The sequence below is a fragment of the Prevotella sp. lc2012 genome (assembly GCF_900107065.1).
In the GTDB taxonomy this organism is placed as follows: domain Bacteria; phylum Bacteroidota; class Bacteroidia; order Bacteroidales; family Bacteroidaceae; genus Prevotella.
In genome coordinates this window covers 1-19344 of record NZ_FNUF01000001.1, presented here as the reverse complement: position 1 = coordinate 19344, position 19344 = coordinate 1, and the positions used below count along the sequence as shown (strand labels likewise).

Here is a 19344-nt window from a genome sequence, read left to right as displayed (position 1 = left end):
AACGCCTATGATAACACTGAAAATCCTGTTCTGGGCATGTCTGCTCATCGTATTCTACACCTATCTAGGTTACGGAATACTATTATATATCATCATCCGGCTGAAGCGGTTCTTCACGAGAAACACTCGTGAAGCCGCGATGCCGAGTGACGATGAGTTGCCCACGATGACCCTCATGATTTGTGCTTATAATGAGGAGGATGTCGTCGCAGAGAAAATGAAAAACACCAGAGCACTCGACTACCCCAAAGACAAGTTCCATATCATGTGGGTCACTGATGGAAGCAACGACCACACCAACGAACTGTTGGCTGCCTATCCTGAGGTTGACATCGTATACAGTCCTGAGCGTAAAGGTAAGACCGCAGCCCTCAAGCACGGCCTTCAGTCATTGAAGACGCGCTATGTCGCGTTCACCGATGCTAATACGATGATTAATCCCGGTGCCCTCCGTGAGATTGCCCGTCTGTTCATGGATCCCACGGTCGGTTGTGTGGCCGGAGAGAAACGTGTTGCAGCCAAGACAGTAGGAGAGATGGCAGCCGAGGGAGAAGGTCTGTATTGGCGGTACGAAAGTACATTGAAAAAATGGGACAGTGAGCTATTCTCTGCCATGGGCGCAGCCGGTGAGCTCTATGCCATGGATCCCACGCTCTGTCGTGACGTGCCCGACGATGCCCTCCTCGACGATTTCATGATGTCGATGTACGTTGTACAGGCAGGAAAGCGCATTGCTTATACCTCCGATGCCTATGCCATGGAATACGGCTCTGCCAATCTCTTTGAGGAGTCGAAGCGTAAGCGCCGCATCGCAGCCGGCGGTCTGCAGAGCATTTGGTGGCTCCGGAGCATGCTCAACCCCTTTCGCCGACCTTTGGTCACCTTCCAATATGTCAGTCACCGTGTACTCCGTTGGAGCATCACCCCCATCGCTCTGGTTCTTCTTCTCATCACCAACATGACAATAGTCCTCATGGGTGCCGAACGTTTCTACCTGATTACCTTAGGGTTACAGCTTCTATTCTATGCAATGGCCTTCGGAGGCTGGCTGTCCTACCGTCGCGGTCGTCGGAACAAATTGCTCTATACCGTCTATTATTTCGTCTTCATGAATCTGAATGTATTCCGTGGCATGTACTATTTGAGAACACATGGAAGAAATGGTGCTTGGGAAAAAGCGAAGAGAAGTTGAAAAATTTCTTTATTTATGCGTATAATTAAAAATAAATTATTACTTTTGCACCGAATAACATTGTAGATTGTAATTGTAATGGAAAAGGACGAAAGGGAGATACTGTTACAGAAATTTGCAGATGCGAATCGAAAGCTGATGCTCGTCAACGAGCAGCTATCGATCGCTAACCGAAAATTAAAGGAATACGAAGAAAAGGCTCTGAAAGCTGAGAAAGCCAGTAAGATGAAGTCCCTTTTCCTGGCAAACATGAGTCATGAGATACGGACTCCATTGAATGCCATTGAAGGTTTCTCCCGAGTGATTGTAGAGACCGACTCCCCTGAAGACCGAATGAAGTACTTTGAGATTATCGAAAGTAACAACAACCGTCTCATGAGTCTGGTCAACGAGATTCTCGATTTGTCTAGAGTTGAGTCAGGCGAAATCGTGATGAAGAAGACCCCGACCGACCTCCATGAACTTTGCTCCAGCATTAAGAATATCTTTAAGTTCCGTTGTCCGGAAACCGTACGTCTGACCTGGAACAAGCCCACGATGAAGGTAATCTTCAACACAGATGCCAACCGTCTCACCCAAGTCTTTTCCAATCTTATCAGCAATGCTTTGAAACACACCTCTCGTGGTACTATCAGTTACGGTTATCAGATTATCGACGATGGTCAGGATATCGAGTTCTTTGTCAAGGACACAGGCTCAGGTATCGAGAAGAAAGACATCAGTCATATCTTCGAGACCTATATGTCGCGAGACGCTGAGACATCCAAGAACAGCTATGGTCTCGGACTGCCGCTCTGTAAGATCATCGTAGAGCGTCTGGGCGGTAAGATCAGCGTCGAGTCAGAAGAAGGCAAAGGATCAATGTTCCGGTTCACCTTCCCGTTTGATGGAAGCATCGGCGGCTACGACCAGAACAAGACCACCACGACGAGCAATGTGCGCACCATCCGAATCAATGAGCGCGCCGATCAGCCGAACATGAAGACCATTCTGGTGGCAGAAGACGAGGACAGCAACTACGAGTTGGTAAAGATTGTGCTTCAGAAGCGGTATCGCCTGCTCCGTGCCCATAACGGCATCGAGGCTGTTACAATCAATGAAGACGAGAAGCCCAATCTCATCCTCATGGATATCCGTATGCCCGAGATGAACGGTCTCGACGCCACCCGAATCATCAAGGAGGTCACGTCCACACCAGTCATCGCCTTGAGTGCCTACGCTTTCGAGGAGAATATCCGTGAGGCCAAGGCCGCCGGCTGCGACGATTTCCTGGCCAAGCCATTCAAGGTTGAGAACCTGATTGAGATCGTCAAGAAATACATCGATAAAGAATCGTAGCAATAGGAAAACGTCGTATGGGAAAGCTCGCCGTTCAGAAATATTTCGCTCTTATGATGTTGATCATCACGTTTCTGTTGATGATTATGACATTTACTGGACTCTATGGTGGTCATGTGCATCCCGGTGGTAACACAGCACGGGCCATGTTGGTCTATGCGCTACCCATCCTGATCATCGGCAATGCTATATTCCTGATATACTGGCTTATTCTGCGTAGGTTTCACTGGGCTATCATGCCGCTGGTCACCCTATTGTGCTGCATCCCCTATATCGGTACCCTTTATCAGTTCCGTTCATTCGACGAGAAGACCGATGCCAAGCCAGGCATCAAGGTGGCCACCTACAACGTGGCGATGTTCGGTCGTGAGACCTCCGGTTTCATGGCACAGGACATCCTGTCGGAGATGAAGAAGCAGAAAGTGGATGTCGTCTGTTTCCAAGAGTACCTCGACCAGAGCGGAGACAAGAAGAACTCCGACTCCTACAAGGACTATTTCCCCTATATGGCCGTTGGCGAGAGCGACATGGTAATCTACAGCAGATATCCGATCAAGCAATCCAAAAACCTGCCCTTCGAGATGACCAATAACAGTGCGATGTGGGCAGAGGTGGAGGTCAACGACCATGTCTATCGTATCTACAACGTTCATCTGGAGACCACAGGCATCAACGGCACCCTGCACCGGGCTGCAAAGATTGCCCGTAACGGTTTCGACGTGCAAAACAACACGCTTATCAGCGCCATCTACGGCAACTACACGGTAGGAATGATAGCCCGCTCAGGCCAGGCAGATGTCGTGGCAATGGACATGCGCGAGTCGAAGGTGCCCATCATCGTCTGTGGCGACTTCAACGATGTGCCCTATTCCTACGTCTACAACACCTTACTCGGCGACAAGATCGACGGTTTCAAGGAGTGTGGCGATGGCTTTATGTTCACCTACCGCGGCAATAAGAAAGTGCGTATCGATTATGTCTTCCACGACCAGCAGTTGGAAGGCATCTCCTATTATAAGCGCGAGCTCAGTTATTCCGATCACTACCCGGTGTTCATGAAAATGTCACCCAAGTGATCTACGGGCATCCGTCATCGATTCCGACACCCTTACTGTACAATCTTAAACCTCACTCTGAAGGAGCGTTCCTGCTCGTCCCAATTGGTGCCGAGCAATTCGAAACGCCCGATCTGCGAGGTGCTACGTACATGACGACCGATACAAGGACAGACATCATAGTCGCCGATACGCACCAGACGGATGGTCTCAGAGGCATCATCAGGCAGACGGTCGAGACTCACCTCCTCCGGTAGCTCGTCACGCGTCACAAACTCGAAGGTCACGGGTAGATCCTCCTCAATCAACTCGTTCATCCGCTGTTCGATCTCCTTCTCCTCTTGACGAGTCGGTTTATGGTCCAGATGAAAGCTCATCTTACTCTTCTTCCGTTCCACATGAGCATTACATGAACGCCCGCAGTCGAAAAGACGGATCATCGTCTGGTTGAGCAGATGCTCAGCCGTATGTGCAGGAGGGAACTCCTCCTTGTTGTGTTCGTTTAGGATATAGTCAGCCATTTATATTTCTATGCTTTGAATTTCATTACAACGGCCCCCAAGGGCTTTAGACTGACAGCAACCGGCATGTCACGCTGCAGTTGCAGTCTGATACGCTCCCCCGTCAACAAGTCCGTAGAAACAGTCCCATTCTCCTTCATGTTCAGGAAATCGAAGGCATGAGCAGGTATCATGACATCCATCACCACAGGCAAGTCGTCGAAGTTCACGACCACAAGCAGCACCTCACTGTCAGCCTTACGCAGGAAAGCATATTGTCGCTGGTACTGTCCGTTGACGTACATCAGATCGAACGAATCCCCTTCGACGATGCTCTTCTCCGACCGTGCGATGTTCAGCACCTTATCGTATTGAGCCTTTAACACCTTCTCCTCTGCCGTGAGCTTCCGTTGGGCAGCCCTGACCAACGTGTCTATACACCAGTAATCGAAGATCGTTGTCCGTCCGTCACGCCCACTGAATCCCTCCTGATCCATGCCACGCTCCCCATACTCCTGTCCGGCATAGACCATCAATGGGTTCTGCTGCAGCAATGCCGACACAACGAGTGCAGGCACACCTTTCCGTGCATCACCGACAAAGAAGTCACTGGCAATACGCTGTTCGTCGTGATTCTCGAGGAAGAAGAGCATGTGATCCCGTATATCATCAGTCTGCTGCCAGGCACTGGTGATGGCATGTGTTGACAGACCGCCACCCATCACCCCACGTAGCGTGTCGTACATTCCCACCTTATCATATAGATAGTCGAAGCCAGCACCCAAGTAACTGCGATACTGATTCGGGTCGTACACCTCGCCAACGAAGATTATCTCTGGGTAACGGTATTTCACCTTGTCGATTGCCCAATGCCAGAAGGCCGTCGGCACCATCTCCGCCATATCGCAGCGGAAGCCGTCGATGCCCTTACCAGCCCAGAAGAGCAAGATATCCGTCATCTTATCCCACGTGTCTGGAATCGGTTGGAAATGCCCTATCCTACCGGCATAGTAGTCTACGCCATAGTTCAACTTCACCGTCTCATACCAATCGTTCACCCCCGGTGCATGATGAAAACAGTCGTTGCCCGTAGCCTTGGCCGGTTCCTCATGATACGGTTGCTCCGCCCCATGATACAGATCGAAGTAAGGCGAGAACGACTGACCGGGACAGTAGTAGAAGTTGTTCTGCGGATCAAAGCCATGTTGCGGATTGTCATCCTCTCCCAGATCCCTCACCCCCTCGGGCTTACAGATGGAGTGATACTGACGAGCCACATGGTTGGGCACGAAGTCGATGATCACCTTCATGCCAGCCTGATGCGTGCGTTCCACGAGCTGTTCAAACTCCAGCATACGCAGATCCACGTCCGTAGCCAGATCTGGATCAATATCATAATAATCGGTGATGGCATAGGGCGACCCCGCCTTTCCCTTCACCACAGCGGGATGGTTCACGGGAATACCATGATCCGAATAGTCGGTCTGCGTCGCATGTCGGATCACCCCTGTATACCAAACATGACTGACACCCATGTTCCTGATCTTCTTCAGAACCGTCGGTGTCAGGTCATTCAGTTTACCGCAGCCGTTCTCTTCGATAGAGCCGTTCTCCTTCCGAGAAGTATTCCTGTTTCCATATAGCCGCGTAAAAATTTGGTAAACAATGATTTTATTGTTCATGTTTTAGTAGACCGTTAATAGATTGAAATAGTGCCAGTCCCACCACGATCGGTCAGACTGGCACCATCAAGGGATTATTATTCTTCAATACCGTGAGCAGACACCTCTCTGTTGATCTTAGCGATCATACCCTGGAGGGCCTTACCGGGACCACACTCCGTGAAGTCGTCGGCACCATCGGCAATCATATTCTGTACACTCTGTGTCCAACGCACCGAACTGGTCAGCTGGGCAATGAGGTTTGCCTTGATCTCAGCAGGATCCGTATGAGGCTTAGCATCGACGTTCTGGTAAACAGGACACTTCGGCGCCTTGATCTCCGTCTGCTCGATGGCAGCCTGCAACTCATCCTTGGCGGGCTGCATCAGCGGAGAGTGGAAAGCACCACCGACCTTCAGGGGCAGTGCGCGCTTGGCACCGGCAGCCTTCAGCTGCTCACAAGCCTCGTTGATGGCATCGATATTACCAGAGATAACCAGCTGTCCGGGACAGTTATAGTTGGCCGGAACGACCACACCCTTACCCATCTTGCTCACTTCGGCGCATACCTCCTCGATCTTCTCATCAGGAAGAGCGATGATAGCAGCCATTGTTGAGGGCTGTGCCTCACAAGCCTTCTGCATGGCCATGGCACGTGCATAGACCAGCTTCAGGCCATCCTCAAAGCTCAGTGCTCCGGCAGCGGTCAGCGCAGAGAACTCACCCAGTGAGTGACCAGCCGTCATCTTCGGGTCAAAGGCCTCACCCAAGCAGAGGGCAGAGATCACACTGTGCAGGAAGACGGCAGGCTGTGTCACCTTCGTCTGCTTCAGTTCCTCGTCTGTTCCCTCGAACATGATATCGGTAATACGATAACCGAGAATCTCGTTTGCTTTCTCAAAAAGTTCCTTTGCAAGCGGGTTGTTATCATACAGATCCTTACCCATGCCTACAAACTGTGCTCCCTGTCCGGGAAAAACAAATGCTTTCATTTTTTGGATTATTTAAATTTGGTAAATCTTTCTTATCTTTATGGCGAGCCATTCCTGCTCGCCATTTCTGAGTTGCAAAATTACGATATTTTTCTGAAAAACGCCTCTCAATCATCTTTTTTTTAGTCAAAGTGGTCAGAATATCGAAAAAAATGTGTAAGTTTGCACTTCAGAAAGAGAACGGATACCAAAATGAAGCTCATTGTAATGACCAAGCCCACCTTCTTCGTCGAAGAAGATAAGATTCTAGCCAATCTTTTCGAAGAGGGACTGGAGAATCTCCATCTATACAAGCCGGGCGCCTCTCCCATCTATTCCGAGCGTTTGCTCACCCTGTTGGGAGAAGACTTTCACAGTAAGATCACCGTTCACGGTCACTTCTACCTGAAAGAGGAATACCGTCTGAAGGGCATTCATATCGACGATGCCTTCACAGAGCCCCCCATCGGGTATAAGGGCAACGTCACCAGAACCTGTCATAGCATCAGCGAACTGAAAGAGGCAAAGAAACAGTCCAACTATGTGTTTCTCCACTCCATCTACGACAGTCAGACCAATGCCGACGAGAAAGCGTCGTTCACTCACGAGGAGTTAGAAGAAGCCTCCCGTCAGGGTCTGATAGACAAGAAGGTCTATGCCTTAGGAGGCATGAACCTCAATAATGTCAAGGAAGCCAAGGCCCTAGGTTTTGGTGGTATTGTCATCTGTGGTGATCTGTGGAACCGTTTCAATATCCACAACGAGCTCGACTACAAGGCTCTGCTCACCCATTTTGAGCGTTTGCGTAAGACAATAGATTAAGGAAAGACGATATAAAAACGAAATTAACTCATGAGTGAAAAGAACTCTTACATGGTTTTCTCAGGTACAGCAACGAAATACCTGGCAGAGAAGATCTGTCAAAGCCTGGGTTGTCCACTAGGCCAGTTGCAAATCACCAAATTCTCCGACGGGGAGTTTGCCGTCTCGTATGAAGAGAGCATCCGCGGTCGCGACGTGTTCCTCGTACAGAGCACCTTCCCCAGCTCAGACAATCTGATGGAGCTGCTGCTGATGATCGATGCAGCCAAGCGAGCCTCCGCCCGTACGATCAACGCCGTCATCCCCTATTTCGGATGGGCCCGTCAGGATCGTAAGGACAAGCCCCGTGTCAGCATTGGTGCCAAGCTAGTGGCCGACCTGTTGAGTGTGGCAGGTGTGAACCGTGTCATCACCATGGACCTGCATGCCGACCAGATCCAGGGATTCTTCGACGTACCCGTCGACCATCTGTATGCCTCGGGCGTCATCCTGCCCTATCTGCAGAGCCTCCATCTCGACGATCTTGTGATCGCCTCGCCCGATGTAGGCGGTTCGAAGCGTGCCAACACCTATGCCAAGTACCTCGGTTGTCCGCTCGTACTCTGTAATAAGACACGTGCCCGTGCCAATGTCGTGGCCACCATGCAGATCATCGGTGAGGTAGAAGGTAAGAACGTGGTTATCATCGACGATATGGTTGACACCGCCGGTACCATCACCAAGGCCGCCGACCTGATGAAAGAGCACGGAGCCAAGACCGTCCGCGCCTGTGCCAGTCACTGTGTGATGAGCGGTCCTGCCAGCGATCGTGTCCAGGCCTCAGCCCTTGAGGAGATTGTGTTCACCGACTCCATCCCCTACACGCAGCGCTGTGCCAAGGTCAAGCAGTTGTCCGTTGCCGACACCTTCGCCGAGGCCATCCGTCGTGTCATCAAGAACGAGAGCATCAGCGACCTCTATATTATTTAGTGGTTTCATGAATAGCAAGTCTATAGTTGGACTGGCAGCGATGAGTCTCATGCTCACCGCCTGCCAGTCCAACTCTTATCGTATCGACGGTTTTGCCGGCATGTTCCTTGAAGGCGACACGGTGGTGCTGGCCGCCGATACCACCCCCGATGCCCCCCTTGCCGTCACCCTTGTCCACGACGGGAAGTTCCTGTTTGCGGGCGAGACCGACACCGTGGGACTCTGTACCGTCTATCAGAAGCAGTTGCCCGATCAGCGGCTGACCTTCTTCCTGGAGCCTGGTAATATCACCATCGAACTGAACCGTGCCCCGGTATGCTCCCGAGTCTCCGGCACCATTGTCAACAACGAGTGGCAGGCCCTCACCGACTCTATCCAACTGTTGTCCAAGGGTGTCATGCGCCTGTTAAAAAAACCAGCCACCGACAGCGCCGGTCAAGTGAACCACGTGCACGCCATCGACTGTCTGCATCGTCGGATGTCATCCTGCATCCAACATGCGGCACAGCGAAACCGCGACAACGCCTTAGGTCGTTATATCCTCGACCACTACCAGGCGCCAGCGTTTCAATAACCCCAAACAAAGAGCCCGAGTTCCATTGAACCCGGGCCCTTTTCTATCTCAGCGATACCTGTCTTAGTTGTTGAAGGCAGGAAGCTCCAGCCACTTCACGTAGCAGAAGTCCTGACGGTGAGGCAGGTTCGTGTTCTTCGGATACATACGGACGGCACTCTTGTACTGTCCGGCCTGCTGCGGCTTCAGCGTAGCCTCGAAGGTATAGTTGTTACCCTCTTTGCCCACGAGCTTCAGCGGTTCGATCGAGAAGATACGCTCCTCACCATCCTTGTCGGTACAGAGGTTCACCTTCTCCAGAGCCACGGCATCGTCGAGCCCCTGCTCGTCGATGACATAGCGGAGGGTGTACTTCGATCCAGCCTCACCACCACCGGCAGGGAAGTTCCAGTCGGCAGCCACCACATGAATGGCATCCCAGCGCTCGGCCACCGTCTCCTTCCACTGAGCGATCTCCTTGGCCAGACGGTTGTCGTCCTTAGCAAGTGCCTTGAAACGCATAGCCTGCTTTGTATAGAAACGATCGTAGTAGTCGTCGAGCTGACGCTTCATCGTATAGTGCGGTGCAATCTGAGCGATAGAGTTCTTGATCACCTTGACCCAGCCCTCGCTGATGCCCTGTTCGTTCTTATTATAATAAAGAGGAATGATCTCATTCTCCAGCAGACCATAGATCGTGGCAGCATCGAGCTGATCCTGATAGCCCTGTGTCTGATAGGTACGCTTCTCGGTGAGTGCCCATCCGGCGCCCTCACGATAGCCCTCCAGCCACCAACCGTCCTTAACCGACAGGTTGACCACGCCGTTCATCTCAGCCTTCTCGCCCGATGTGCCAGAAGCCTCCAGCGGACGTGTCGGCGTGTTCATCCAGATGTCAACACCCGATACGAGGCGACGTGCCAACAAGAAGTCGTAGTCCTCGAGGAAGATAATCTTACCCAGGAACTCCGGACGCTGAGATATCTCATAGATCATCTTGATGAGTCCCTGACCAGCACCGTCGGCGGGGTGCGCCTTACCAGCGAAGAGGAACATCACCGGATGCTCAGGATCGTTGACGATCTTCGACAGACGCTCCAGATCCGTAAACAACAGATGAGCACGCTTATATGTAGCGAAACGACGGCAGAATCCGATGACCAGCGCGTTCGGGTTCATCGAGTTAAGCAGCGTCACCACACGAGAAGGATCACCCTGGTTCTTCAGCCAAGTCTCACGGAACTGTTTTTGGATATAGTCGAACAGTTTTTTCTTCAGAGCCATACGCGTCTCCCACACCTCCTCATCGGGGCAGTTGTAGATGCCGTGCCAGATCTCCTCATTCGACTGGTCGCTCATGAACTTCTTATCGAAGTATTTCGCATAGACCTTACGCCACTCTGTGGCAGCCCATGTGGGGAAGTGCACACCGTTGGTCACATACCCCACGTGGTTCTCCTCGGGGAAGTAACCGTTCCAGATCGGTGCGAACATCTTCTGGCTGACCCAGCCATGAAGCTTCGACACACCATTGACCTCCTGACAAGTGTTGCAGGCGAAAGTCGACATACAGAACTTCTCACTGTGATCATCAGGGTTGGTACGACCCATGCCGATGAACTCATCCCACGAGATACCCAGCTTCTGCGGATAGCCGCCCATATACTTACCGAACAGTCCCTCCTCGAAGTAGTCGTGACCGGCGGGCACCGGTGTGTGCACGGTATAGAGACCCGAAGCACGTACCAGTTCCAGAGCCTGGTTGAATGTCAGGCCCTCCTCGATATAGTCGCACAGACGCTGCAAGTTACAGAGTGCTGCATGCCCCTCGTTACAATGATAGATATCCTTCTTGATACCCAGTTTCTTCAGCAACAGCATACCACCGATACCCAGCAAGATCTCCTGCTTCAGACGGTTCTCCCAGTCACCGCCATAGAGGCTGTGCGTGATAGGCTTGTCGAAGTCAGAGTTCATCTCGTTGTCAGTATCCAACAGGTAGAGCTTCACACGTCCCACGTTCACACGCCAGACATAAGCATGCACCTGATAGTTGGTATAAGGCACGTCGACCACCATCGGGTTACCGTCCTTGTCGAGCTGACGCTCGATGGGCAGCGAACCGAAGTTCTGCGACTCATAGTTAGCCACCTGCTGTCCGTCCATCGACAGACTCTGTGTGAAATAACCGAAGCGGTAGAGGAAACCGACAGCGCACATATCGACGTTCGAGTCAGAAGCCTCCTTCACATAGTCACCGGCGAGCATACCCAGACCACCAGAGTAGATCTTCAGCGCCGAGTGCATACCATACTCCATGCAGAAGTAAGCCACCGACGGACGCTTGGCATCAGGCTTCACATCCATATACTTACGGAACTGGTTGTACACGCTCTTGATGCGCTTCATCAGTTCCTTGTCTTTGAGTACCTCCTCCTTACGGGCGAAGCTCAGACGCTCCAAGAGCATCACCGGATTGTGCTTCACCTCATGATACAGCTCCGGGTCAAGGTCACGGAACAAGTCACGCGCCTCATAGTTCCATACCCACCACATGTTGTGGGCGATCTCATCCAAACACTTCAACTGCTCGGGCAGGTTCGACTTCACAGTCAGATCCTTCCACGTAGGTGTATTCGTGTAATCAGCTTTTATTTTCATACTCTCTCAAATTATAAATTCTAATCAGTTATATCTCTCTCAATTCTAAATGTTTCTATTTCCTGGCTTCCGCTTTCCGCAGGGCGATGTCGTATGCCTCCTCATAATAGCCGATGAACTCACTCCACAGCGCCTTCTTCGACAAGGCCTCCGCCTGTTTCCTACAAGCCTCCACCTGTTTCTTCGTCATGCACGAGAACTCCGCCACCGTGTCCTTGATACAGTCGGCCACCTCAGAGTAGTTATAGTCCGTACGGTGAATCACCTTCACGCCATCCTCGACCTCCCCCTCCTTGCCGAACACCTTGTTAGCCCAGAGTCCGAAGCCCGCCAGATCCGTGGTGATACAAGGCACCCTGAAGGCGATAGCCTCCAACGGTGTGTAGCCCCATGGCTCATAGTACGAAGGATAGATGCAAAGATCGTTGCCGAGCACCACATCATAATAAGTCATGTTCACGATACCATCATGCCCGTCGAGGTAACAAGGCAGGAATATCACCTTCACCCGGTCCTCCTTGCGGTTATGCATATCGTAGTATTTCATCATGCCCAGCACGTTGTCGTGACTCATGTTGTGCAGCCAGTGTGTCACCTGCGGCACTTCCAAGGGGCCATTGAACTTAGAACATTGCGCATCGGTCTTTGAGCTCTGAGCTTTAGACTTAGAGCCTTGAACTTGAGCCAAGCGCTCCTGCAGATCCTTACGAGGCTCACCGACCCATCCCGGAACCTCGATGAAGGCCACCACCTTCTTTTTCAGGTCACGGTCACGGAGCAGACGGTTCATCGCCTCCACGAACACGTCGATACCCTTGTTACGGAACTCATAGCGGCCCGACGTCGATACGATCAGCGTGTCGTCGTCGAGTTCCTCACCCAACAAGGCACTGGCCACTTGCAGCATCTTCCGCCGGGCGGCATTACGCTTACGGGTGAACTGCGCGGCAGTAGGCACAAAGCTGTTGTCGAAGCCATTAGGCAGCACCACGTCAGGACGCTTGTCCAGCAGTTCCTCACACTCCTTCGCCGTGATGTCGCTCACCGTCGTGAAGCAGTCCACATAGTGAGCCGTCTGCTTCTCTATCGAGTGCTTGCTCTGCATGTTCAGCTCCTCGGCCATCTGGTCACCATTATAAGCAAACAGATAGTCGTAGAGCGGTTTCATGTTACCAGCTATCGAGCGTCCGATGCTTGTGGCATGCGTCGTGAACACCGTACCGATCTGCGGCAGCCGGTTGTTGATATAGAGCGCACCCAGTCCGCACATCCACTCATTGGCATGGTATATCACCTTCTTGTCGCTGTCCAGATAATGATGATAGAAACTCTCCACCACCAAAGCAGCAGCATACGAGAACATCGAAGCCTCGTCGTAGTCGCCATAGGCATGCAGACTGTCTACGCCGTAGTGTTCCCACAGCCAGCCATATATCTCATTCTTTTTCTCGAAAAACGGTTGGAAGTCCACCAAGATGGCGATAGGTGTGCCAGGCACCGTCCATCGGCCCACCCTGGCACGCAGTCCTGGCAATCCGAGTTCACGGTTACCTTCCTTGGCTTCGCGCTGCCAGTCGGCAAAGAGCGATTTGTCCTCTTTGAAATAAGGACTCTCTTTCTCTTTCCAGCAATCAGGACCTATGAAAATGATCTTATCCTGAAGTATCTTTTGCAGGGTCTTGGCGCGTGTCGAAAGAACGGTATAGATTCCCCCTACTTTATTGCAGACTTCCCAACTTGACTCGAAGATGTAGTCTGGCACTAAATGCTTTTTTGCCATCTCTCTATATATAATCGGTAGCAAAGATACTTAAATATTTCTAAAATATTCAACCATTATACAAATATTCTCTCATTTTTCCTCGAAAACATGATATAGATTAGTAACTTTGTAAGCAAATAAGAAAGTGCACAGAAAATGAAGAAGTTAATCCTCGCCACCCTACTGGTTATGACGGCCATTTCCGTCTCGGCGCAACAAGAAAACAGGCCATTTCGGGCCCACCTATACAACAGCGAATACGATGTTTTTCTGCGTATCGATTTCTACGACGAGAGCATCACCGTCCCCGGTCAGGACCTGTACGGCTCACTACCCGGCTACCTCGGTAAGACCCACAACTCGTTCTGCTGGCTCATCACCACGGCCAAGGTGAAAGGCCACACCGCCCACATCGCCCTGATCAACGACTACGGCAGCGAAGACCTCACCGCCACGCTCACCGTCAAGAACGACTCCATCTACGAGCTCAAGCAAGTAGAAGGAAGCGCCCTGAAAGTCCCCAAGGACGGGAAATGGCAGAAGCTACCTAAGGTACTGACACTCAAGCGCCGTTGAGTATGCTCCCCTCGCCTCGCACCATCTTGACAGGCACCGCCCATTCAAGACCTATTCCTGTTTCTTATTCCAGTAGATGAACACACCGATAGCCACCAGTGCCACCACCGCTATCACATGAAGCCAATCCATAACCAAGTGTTTTGAAGGTACAAATATAGTCAAATCATCTCACACCGCAAAAGAATCCGCCTTTTTAATAGTCTCCACGACCGCCCTGTCGGCCGGCAGCCAGTCAACACTATCTATCTCCGAGAGCCCGAGCCACCGTGCTGCCTCATGCTCCTTCAGCGTGAGCGATCCACTCTCCACACGACACCAGAAGCAGTACATCGTCAGGTGAAAGGCCGGATAATCCCAGTCCACCGTCTGCACCAGCCGTTCCACGTCAATACGCGTCTCCAGTTCCTCCCATATCTCACGCCTCAGAGCCTCCTCCGGCGTCTCCCCAGGTTCCATCTTCCCCCCAGGAAACTCCCATCCATCCTTATAGTCGCCATACCCCCGCTGCGTGGCGAAGATACGCCCCCCATCGTCATGTATGATCGCTGCTACGACTTCTATCTGTTTCATTCTGCATCTTCCTCCGCTGCCCTCAGGTAGTCTCCATCTTCCTCCTCCAGAGTCGGGTAAGACCTCCCCACCACAGCATGCTCCTCCAACCATATCCTATTCAACGTAAACGCCAGCGACGTCAACGTCGCCTCACGCTTCGACGGTTTCAATTCACACTCCCACACGGTGATACAATGCCATCCCATCTCCGCCAGCCGTCTCTGTTCCTCGCTGTCACGCTCCTGGTTCCTGCGTATCTTCGCCACCCAGAACGCCCTGTTCGTCTTCGGAATCCTACAACACTCACTATTCTCCACCTCCCCAATCCCAGAGCCTGTCGCACTCTTTGCGGTCCCTGAGCCTGTCGCGCTCGAGCTCTGCTCGCTTGCTACCAACGGGACGCAAGAAGGGCAAGAAGGAAATTCCACATGATGTCCATGCCAGAAGCACCCATTCACGAATATGCACGTCCTATATTTCCTCAGCACCAGATCCGGATGCCCCGGCAACCGTGGTGAGTTCAGCCTATAACGGAAACCCCTACTCCACAGTCCCCTGCGCACAATCATCTCCGGCTTCGTATCCTTCCCTCGGATCGCCGCCATATTCCTGTGTCGCTGTTCTACAGAGAGTTTGTCCATAACAAATGGCATATCAGTTTAGAGGGACAAAGATACCACAAAGAATTATAATTGTGGTACATTTATATAAAAAATATTGCCTATAATAGAAATAATTCGCATATTCGGCAGGGCCTACGTATTATAAAAGCGGAAGATAAATAATATACACAGTAAACCAGGTTATTTCCGGTTTACTGTGCACATTGTTTCATTATCATCCCTTAAACACAGTTCTTCGGTGATAATCTAAATAATGTGCCCTTTCATCATTCATCGGAAGGAATTGGAAGAGTTGGTTCTCTTTGATACCAATACGTTCTTTGACCTGTCGCGAAAGCCAATTAGAGATTGAAACACGCTTATCATTGCTAAATGTGATGTAGCCACGGTCAAAAAGCTTATCATAGAGCGGTGAGAAAATGAAACCGTTATTCGGGTCAATGCGTTCTCTAGAGTCTGAAACCGCCCAAGGTTTAATATGGCTAGCTATGAGTAGTGACTCCTCATTTATCATGGTAATGGGGCAAAAAGGACATTCCTCCAATAGTTTCTTCCGATATTCGTCTTGACCTTCGCGACCATACCTTACAGATGGTTTCTTTTTCTCCACTTCTTCTTCATAAACGCCGATGAGATTTTCCTCCTCAGCTTTCTTGAAAACTCCATAATTTTCGATATAAGCTTTACGCTTCTCTATCTCCTCAAAATCTGTGAATAGTTTCAGGTAAAACATGAGTTGACCGTTATAGTCAAGCCGCATGACAGAAATATACGACACAAGAGGCAAAGAAATTTCACGTATAAGTCTGTATATTCTGTCAGACGAATTCACATAACCTCGCGCCCCCACTAAATGCGATTGTTCACGAAGAGTGAAAAAAACGATATCATCTGACAATGCATTTATCTTTTCCATTCGCTCCTTCCACAGCAAACGCATCTCATCTTTACCTCGATAATCCTGAGACGGCATTAGATACTCAGCCTTAATAGCATGCATGTAAGCCTGCAAATCTTGTCGAAGTACAAAGCATGTTGCCGTAAAACCAATTTCGCCAAAAAAAGCCTCCATCTTGTCGCGTGATCCAACATAGAGTTTGGCCTCTCCATTTCCATCACCCAGTTTGTTCTTGGGCATCACCCAGCTGTCGGCCACAGTAATTGGTGTATCAAATGTGCCATCAAATATGAATTTCTCACCTGCGATAATCATAACTTCACTCCGTATTTTGTAATATCCATCTGCTTCAAAATAGCTATCAACACATCGACAACGATGCTATTACCGGCTTGCTGATACATCGAAGTGTCAGACACAACAATCTTGAAAGTGTCCTTAAATCCCATCAGACGCAAGCACTCACGAGGTGTGAGTTTGCGAATGCGTCCTTTGTGCGTCACATAATTGTCAACACCTGCTCGATGCATTTTGTGCATCGATTGGAGCAGCGGACGCGCCACATTAAGATCGGTCTCCGTCGATGTCTTAAAATTCTTGGTACCACCTGCTAATACATAGTGAGCCACCTTGTCAGAGAGGTAATATTTTTCCTCCACGTCGCGGACGTCGAAAACGAACTCATCAAAAGCTTCGTCCGATGGAGTCAACTCAGAATCCGGATGATATACAAAGTCTCCATGCCAGTTGAATTGCTGGTTGCGCTTTTGGCAAAGTTGTATCTCACCATTTATCTGCGTGTAAAACTTATCATGGTTCTTATGACTTGTCACGAATTTTATTCCCTTCTCTTTCAGAAAATACTTTGTGTCGATGTAGTCCTCCAAGAAGTCATACATTCTATATTCTAGATCAATGGGCGCTGGAAACTCAAACTTTGTTTTCTTTTTGAAACCGAGGCAATACACACGTTCACGATGCTGAGGTATGCCATAGTCACAACTATTCAGTACGCGGAACTTTACATCATATCCCAGTTCATTAAAGATATCGTACATCACGTGCCAAGTGCGCCCTTTGTCGTGATTTAAAAGTCCACGAACGTTCTCAAAAAGAAACACTTTCGGCTGCGTCTCTTTCACCACACGTGCAAACTCGTAAAAAAGCGTTCCTCGAGCATCCTCGAAGCCCAGTCTATGACCGACCATCGAAAAAGCCTGACAGGGAGCGCCGCCAATGATAAAATCTACTTTCCCCTTATACGGCCGGGCATCAAAATCGCGGATGTCCGTAAACCAGTCCTCCTTGCGTATGTCATAGTTGGCAAAGTAGCTCTCTCTGCATTTCGGTTCGATATCGCCGGCGAACATAATCTGATGCCTCAGTCCGAGCCGTTGAAAAGCGTGCTCAATGGCGCCAATACCACTAAATACGGTACCGATACGCACCGTATTTTCTGGTTGTGAGAACTCCAGTTCTTTCCACATTGTCCCATTTGCCAAGGGCGTCTGCTGAATCTTTTTCCTGTATTCCAGTGCCAGCGCACGGTCTAGTACGATACGCTTTACCTTGTCTATCTTCTCTGAACTCTCATTGATATCCTTGTCTACCGTAGCCATAAAAAAGCCCTCTTTCGATTTCGAAAAGGAGGGCGTGGAAGAGAAGGTGTTTAAGCAAGGCCTACCACAGCCCACACCAGACAACAATCTAACTGTCCACGCCCGTATGAGCGTAAACATCCAGTTGCTTGTCCGACTGATGTGTTCTGTAGTGTGGTAATTCTGCTTAACCAGTCAAATCAAGGATGTCAAAATCTCTATATTACCTTATCTAATTTGTTTAAATATTTATAGTTGTCCGTAAGCATCCAAAATCGAACAGTAACACTTATAGTTTACTACAAACAAAAAGCGTGAATGCTTACACCTGCCCGTTTGACAATCCGGCCTACCACAGCCTAAGAGGAAAACAGACAGAGAAACATCCACGCCAAAGTATATAGCTAACCGTTAAGTGTGCGTTGAGGATACACGATCCTCGCAGCACACTACGGAGTATGATATACACCCCGTGGCAGTCACCTCTGCAATGCTTTTGTCCTCATTTCGATGTGGTAGTTCGATTGTCCAAAAACAAAGCGCGATAACGCCTTTCAATATGTAGTGCCCTACCCTGCGGCTCCACACAACTCATTATGCATCGCGGCCATCAGGGCAGATGACAGATGCAAAAATACAAAGAAAACTTGAAATAAGAAAAGAAAGTGGAAGAAAATTCTTTTTCTAAGATGATTCCTCCATAGGATGTGAGCCATCTTTCATCTCGACCATCTTCCTGACGTTAGGAAAACGGTTCTCAGATGTTGAGAGTTTTAGAGGGGGAAGTGGAAGAAATCTGGAGGGTGGTTTGTGGGTACGAAAATGCCCACCAGGATTGTTCTGGTGGGCATTCGATTAGCTTGTAGATGATCTGTCAGATTTCGCTGACAGTTGGCAGAATCTTATTTATTGAAGAGGCCTTTGAAGAAGCCGCCAATCTGCTGACCGACACGGTTGGCAGTCTTGGCGATGCTGTCGCCAGTGGCCTGAAGACCGTCGGAAAGACGGTCGCCACGATACTCAAGCATCCGCTTGGTGTAACGTCCCTTCAGACGGTTGTACTCTCCTACCTGATCGTCATTCAACTGGGGCTTGATCTGACGGTAACGTTCTACGATACTGTCCTGATAATTGATAATAGAATCGGCCTCTGACTTGGTCAATGCAGGCAGCTCTTCTACATACTTCACAAACTCTCGACATCCGTTCATGAAAATGGCGGTGTCTTGTCTCTCTTCCTGGGCCTGTGCTGTCGTCAATGACATCAGGGCCATCATTGCAATTGTTATCCTTTTCATACTAACACATATTTATGGTCGTTGCAAATATAAGAAAAATAGGGCTTCGGGAGAAACTTTTTTGTTTTATTTAATGAGAGATAAAGTTTATTGGCATCATTAGGAGTAAGTGTTATTTTCTCTTTAACTTGCATGTATTTAGATACATAACGGCATCTTAGTTGGTTGGAAGGTATCTTTTACACCATAAGACTTATCTTCTCTTACAGTAAAACAAGTTGTTTTACCTTCATGGAAGGCATCTCCATGACTCGTAACTCCTATCTCCACGACAGTAAAACAACTTGTTTTACTTCGAGAGATGATAGGGGA

General features: G+C 49.9%; 15 protein-coding genes and 1 pseudogene. 7 read left to right on the top strand and 9 right to left on the bottom strand.

Features of this window, described 5'->3' with window-relative positions; genetic code table 11:
- Window positions 1–7: 7 nt before the first annotated feature.
- From BLU99_RS00085 to BLU99_RS00075, 3 genes are all read left to right on the top strand, one after another.
- Window positions 8–1192, top strand: a complete 1185-nt coding sequence (locus BLU99_RS00085; RefSeq protein WP_091899164.1) for a glycosyltransferase family 2 protein — start codon at window positions 8–10, stop codon at window positions 1190–1192.
- A 78-nt stretch (window positions 1193–1270) separates the two neighbouring features.
- Complete coding sequence (locus tag BLU99_RS00080; protein ID WP_091899163.1) at window positions 1271–2530, top strand: ATP-binding response regulator; 1260 nt, start codon at window positions 1271–1273, stop codon at window positions 2528–2530.
- A 17-nt stretch (window positions 2531–2547) separates the two neighbouring features.
- Complete coding sequence (locus tag BLU99_RS00075) at window positions 2548–3606, top strand: endonuclease/exonuclease/phosphatase family protein (protein ID WP_091899162.1); 1059 nt, start codon at window positions 2548–2550, stop codon at window positions 3604–3606.
- 32 nt (window positions 3607–3638) lie between these two features.
- Here the strand turns inward: BLU99_RS00075 and BLU99_RS00065 are convergent.
- Both BLU99_RS00065 and fabD read right to left on the bottom strand, forming a co-directional pair.
- Window positions 3639–5767 (bottom strand): annotated as a pseudogene (locus BLU99_RS00065) (alpha-amylase family glycosyl hydrolase).
- 77 nt (window positions 5768–5844) lie between these two features.
- Window positions 5845–6738: an ACP S-malonyltransferase gene (gene fabD / locus BLU99_RS00060; RefSeq protein ID WP_091899159.1), complete on the bottom strand. Its 894-nt coding sequence runs from the start codon at window positions 6736–6738 to the stop codon at window positions 5845–5847.
- A 192-nt stretch (window positions 6739–6930) separates the two neighbouring features.
- On the opposite strand from fabD, the gene BLU99_RS00055 reads away from it, so the two are divergent.
- Genes BLU99_RS00055 through BLU99_RS00045 form a run of 3 tightly spaced genes read left to right on the top strand, consistent with a single transcriptional unit; the run spans window position 6931 to window position 9082 of the window.
- On the top strand, window positions 6931–7539 hold the full coding sequence (locus tag BLU99_RS00055) for a thiamine phosphate synthase (RefSeq protein WP_091899158.1): 609 nt from the start codon (window positions 6931–6933) through the stop codon (window positions 7537–7539).
- Window positions 7540–7569: 30 nt separating this feature from the next.
- Window positions 7570–8508, top strand: a complete 939-nt coding sequence (locus tag BLU99_RS00050; protein ID WP_091899157.1) for a ribose-phosphate pyrophosphokinase — start codon at window positions 7570–7572, stop codon at window positions 8506–8508.
- A gap of 7 nt (window positions 8509–8515) precedes the next feature.
- Complete coding sequence (locus BLU99_RS00045) at window positions 8516–9082, top strand: DUF4369 domain-containing protein (RefSeq protein WP_091899156.1); 567 nt, start codon at window positions 8516–8518, stop codon at window positions 9080–9082.
- Window positions 9083–9145: 63 nt separating this feature from the next.
- Here BLU99_RS00045 and glgP read toward each other — a convergent pair whose 3' ends face one another.
- On the bottom strand, window positions 9146–11722 hold the full coding sequence (gene glgP / locus BLU99_RS00040; protein WP_091899155.1) for an alpha-glucan family phosphorylase: 2577 nt from the start codon (window positions 11720–11722) through the stop codon (window positions 9146–9148).
- A gap of 55 nt (window positions 11723–11777) precedes the next feature.
- Entirely contained in the window at window positions 11778–13502 is a 1725-nt protein-coding gene (locus tag BLU99_RS00035) for a glycogen/starch synthase (RefSeq protein WP_091899154.1), read from the bottom strand.
- 138 nt (window positions 13503–13640) lie between these two features.
- On the opposite strand from BLU99_RS00035, the gene BLU99_RS00030 reads away from it, so the two are divergent.
- The gene (locus BLU99_RS00030; RefSeq protein ID WP_091899153.1) at window positions 13641–14060 is read left to right on the top strand and encodes a hypothetical protein; all 420 of its coding nucleotides are present in this window, start codon (window positions 13641–13643) and stop codon (window positions 14058–14060) included.
- A 171-nt stretch (window positions 14061–14231) separates the two neighbouring features.
- Here BLU99_RS00030 and BLU99_RS00025 read toward each other — a convergent pair whose 3' ends face one another.
- The 5 genes from BLU99_RS00025 to BLU99_RS00005 all read right to left on the bottom strand — a co-directional run bounded on the left by BLU99_RS00025 (window position 14232) and on the right by BLU99_RS00005 (window position 19032).
- Window positions 14232–14633, bottom strand: coding sequence for a (deoxy)nucleoside triphosphate pyrophosphohydrolase (locus tag BLU99_RS00025; RefSeq protein ID WP_091899152.1), 402 nt, complete (start codon window positions 14631–14633; stop codon window positions 14232–14234).
- Window positions 14630–15256 carry a very short patch repair endonuclease gene (locus tag BLU99_RS00020; protein ID WP_091899887.1) on the bottom strand — a complete coding sequence of 209 codons (627 nt, stop codon included), beginning with the start codon at window positions 15254–15256 and terminating at the stop codon, window positions 14630–14632. Before BLU99_RS00020 ends, BLU99_RS00025 begins: the two co-directional genes overlap by 4 nt.
- A gap of 196 nt (window positions 15257–15452) precedes the next feature.
- The gene (locus tag BLU99_RS00015; protein WP_091899151.1) at window positions 15453–16451 is read right to left on the bottom strand and encodes an HNH endonuclease; all 999 of its coding nucleotides are present in this window, start codon (window positions 16449–16451) and stop codon (window positions 15453–15455) included.
- Entirely contained in the window at window positions 16448–17755 is a 1308-nt protein-coding gene (locus BLU99_RS00010; RefSeq protein ID WP_091899150.1) for a DNA cytosine methyltransferase, read from the bottom strand. The genes BLU99_RS00015 and BLU99_RS00010 overlap by 4 nt, the downstream gene beginning before the upstream one ends.
- Window positions 17756–18636: 881 nt before the next feature.
- The gene (locus BLU99_RS00005) at window positions 18637–19032 is read right to left on the bottom strand and encodes a hypothetical protein (RefSeq protein ID WP_144006061.1); all 396 of its coding nucleotides are present in this window, start codon (window positions 19030–19032) and stop codon (window positions 18637–18639) included.
- Between the last annotated feature and the right edge of the window lie 312 nt (window positions 19033–19344).